Raw genomic sequence first — 2416 nt, forward strand, 5'->3', positions numbered from 1 at the left:
AACCCACCGGCGCGGGCGGCGAAATCCAGCTTACCGACGGCATCGCCGCCTTGATCGGGGTGGAGAAGGTCTACGCTTTCCGTTACCAGGGCAAGCGCTACGACTGTGGCAGCAATGAGGGCTTCCTGGAGGCCACCATGGACCTGGCGCTGGCGAACCCCGAGCTGAGCGCCGGAGTGCGCGCTCACATGAACCGCATCGTCAACGGCTCATAAAACCCCACTGGGCCGGATCCCGGGTTTCAGCGCCCGATCAGGAACACCGCAGGTGCGTCCATGGGCGCCGCCGCCGCACCTGCAGAGCCGTTGCCGTTCTGTGAGCGCCATTGGCCCACCAGCGCGCTGCGGCAGTGCTGTTGCGGCAGTGTCAAACCGCTGCACACCGCCAGCCGGGTCTGCGGTTGCAGGGTTTGCAGCAACGCCTGGAGCAGGGCGGTGTTGCGGTAGGGCGTTTCGATGAAGATCTGGGTTTGCCCGGTCTTGAGCGCCAAAGCCTCCAGTTCGCGCAGGCGCTTGGCGCGTTCGCTGGCTTCGTGCGGCACGTAGCCCACAAACGCAAAATGCTGGCCGTTCAGGCCGCTGGCGGCCAGCGCCAGCATGAGCGACACCGGCCCGGTCAAGGGCACCACCGGAATTCCCAGGGCGTGCGCCGCACGCACAACCGAGCTGCCCGGGTCGGCAATGGCGGGCATACCGGCTTCGCTCACCAGGCCCATGTCGTGTCCTTGCTGCGCCGGTGCCAGCAACTGCTTGGCCTGGTCGTCGCTGGCCACCGCCGGGTCGTGATCGCCCTTTTTGTGGGCCTGGCGCGGCAGTTCGGCAATGGACTGGGCTTGCAAGGGCTGGCCGAGCGGGCAGACCGCGTCCACGCGTTTGAGGAAAGCGCGCGTGCTTTTGGCGTTTTCGGTGATCCAATGCGTGAGCCGCGCCGCGGTGTGCAGCGTGCCTTGGGGCAGGTGCAGATCGATGGCGGGATGGGCGGCGCCCTGTTCAGGCGTGCAGCCAAAATCCAGCGGCGTGGGGACCAGGTACAGCGTGCCTGGGCGGTTGGGGGCGGTAGACGGCATGGCGGGCGTGCTCACGGGACGCGTATGCCGGCGGCCCGGATCAGGCGGCAGGTGCGGATCAAGGGCAGGCCCACCAGCGCGGTCGGGTCGTCGTTGTCGATGCGCTCCAGCAGGGCAATGCCCAGGCCTTCGCTCTTGGCGCTGCCGGCGCAGTCGTAGGGTTGCTCGGTGCGTAGATAGCGCTCGATTTCTTCGTCGCTCAAGTCGCGGAACAGCACCCGAACCGGGGCCAGATCGGCCGCTTCGTAGCCGGTGGCGGCGCAGACCACCGCCACCGCCGTCTGGAACACCACGGCCTGGCCACGCATGCGCCGCAGCTGGGCCACCGCGCGTTCGTGGTCGCCGGGCTTGCCCAGGGGCTCGCCGCGCAGGTCGGCCACCTGATCGCTGCCGATCACCACCGCTTGTGGGTGTCGCTTGGCGACCTCCCAGGCTTTGGCCAGCGCCAGGCGCATCGCCAGCTGGTCGGGCTTTTCGCCGGGCTGGGGCGTTTCGTCCACATCGGGCGCGACGGCCTCAAAAGGCAGGCCCAGGCGGCTGAGCAAGTCGTGGCGGTATCGCGAGGTGGAGCCCAGAATCAGGGGGCGGGCGGTTGGCTGCTGGAGGGGGGAGGGTGTGTCGGGCATGCCGGTATTCTCCTTGTATTCTTTTACACTGCCTGCATGAAAGAAACCCCCAAATCGGTTTGGAATCCGGCGCGTCTGGATGTGAAAGCCTTTGCCCAGGCCGGTGCGCGGCTCCAGATGCAAGACCCGTTGGAGCGCTTCGAGCGCTTGCAGCAGGAACTGCACCAGCCAGAAGATCCGGTCGGGATGCCTGTGTCGTGGACGATCCAGGCAGAACTGCGGCCGGGCGCGCAAGGCGGGGCACCGGCGGCCTGGCTGCATCTGGAAGCCGACGCCCGTGTGGCGCTGACCTGCCAGCGCTGCCTGGGGCCGGTGGAAGCCCCGTTGCAGGTCGACAACTGGTTCCGGTTTGTGGCCGACGAGGCCACCGCCGAAGCGCAGGACGACGATTGCGAGGAAGATTTGCTGGCGCTGGAGCCGCGTCCGAGCCTGCTCGACGTGCTGGAAGACGAGCTGCTGATGGCTTTGCCCATCGTTCCCATGCACGAAACCTGCCCACACGCCCTGGTGATGCAGGCCGGTGACCCGGCCGTGCCCGCAGCCGATGACGCGCAAGAGCGCCCGCACCCGTTTGCCGGCCTGGCGCGCTTGAAAAAGTGAAGTCGTCCGAACTGGCTGGTGTACGCGGTCGGGTTGGGAGATTTGGCAGGGCCTGGTCTTCAGGCTATAATCCTTGGCTTTGCGCTGGTATCCATTTCACGGGTCTTGCGCGCACTTGGTAATA

General features: G+C 67.0%; 3 protein-coding genes and 1 pseudogene. 2 read left to right on the forward strand and 2 right to left on the reverse strand.

Annotated elements, in window-relative coordinates; translation table 11 throughout:
- A pseudogene (locus ABYB95_RS21670) lies at positions 1-215 on the forward strand (UTP--glucose-1-phosphate uridylyltransferase); the annotation flags it as partial.
- Positions 216-241: 26 nt separating this feature from the next.
- Here ABYB95_RS21670 and ABYB95_RS21675 read toward each other — a convergent pair.
- Both ABYB95_RS21675 and ABYB95_RS21680 read right to left on the reverse strand, forming a co-directional pair.
- Positions 242-1066: an SAM-dependent methyltransferase gene (locus ABYB95_RS21675; protein WP_372661830.1), complete on the reverse strand. Its 825-nt coding sequence runs from the start codon at positions 1064-1066 to the stop codon at positions 242-244.
- An 11-nt stretch (positions 1067-1077) separates the two neighbouring features.
- Entirely contained in the window at positions 1078-1692 is a 615-nt protein-coding gene (locus ABYB95_RS21680) for a nucleoside triphosphate pyrophosphatase (RefSeq protein ID WP_372661833.1), read from the reverse strand.
- 36 nt (positions 1693-1728) lie between these two features.
- Between ABYB95_RS21680 and ABYB95_RS21685 the strand changes: the two genes are divergently transcribed.
- Positions 1729-2292, forward strand: coding sequence for a DUF177 domain-containing protein (locus ABYB95_RS21685; RefSeq protein WP_372661836.1), 564 nt, complete (start codon positions 1729-1731; stop codon positions 2290-2292).
- The last annotated feature ends 124 nt before the right edge of the window (positions 2293-2416 follow it).

The organism is Hydrogenophaga sp., from assembly GCF_041633695.1.
Taxonomy (GTDB): Bacteria; Pseudomonadota; Gammaproteobacteria; order Burkholderiales; family Burkholderiaceae_C; genus Hydrogenophaga.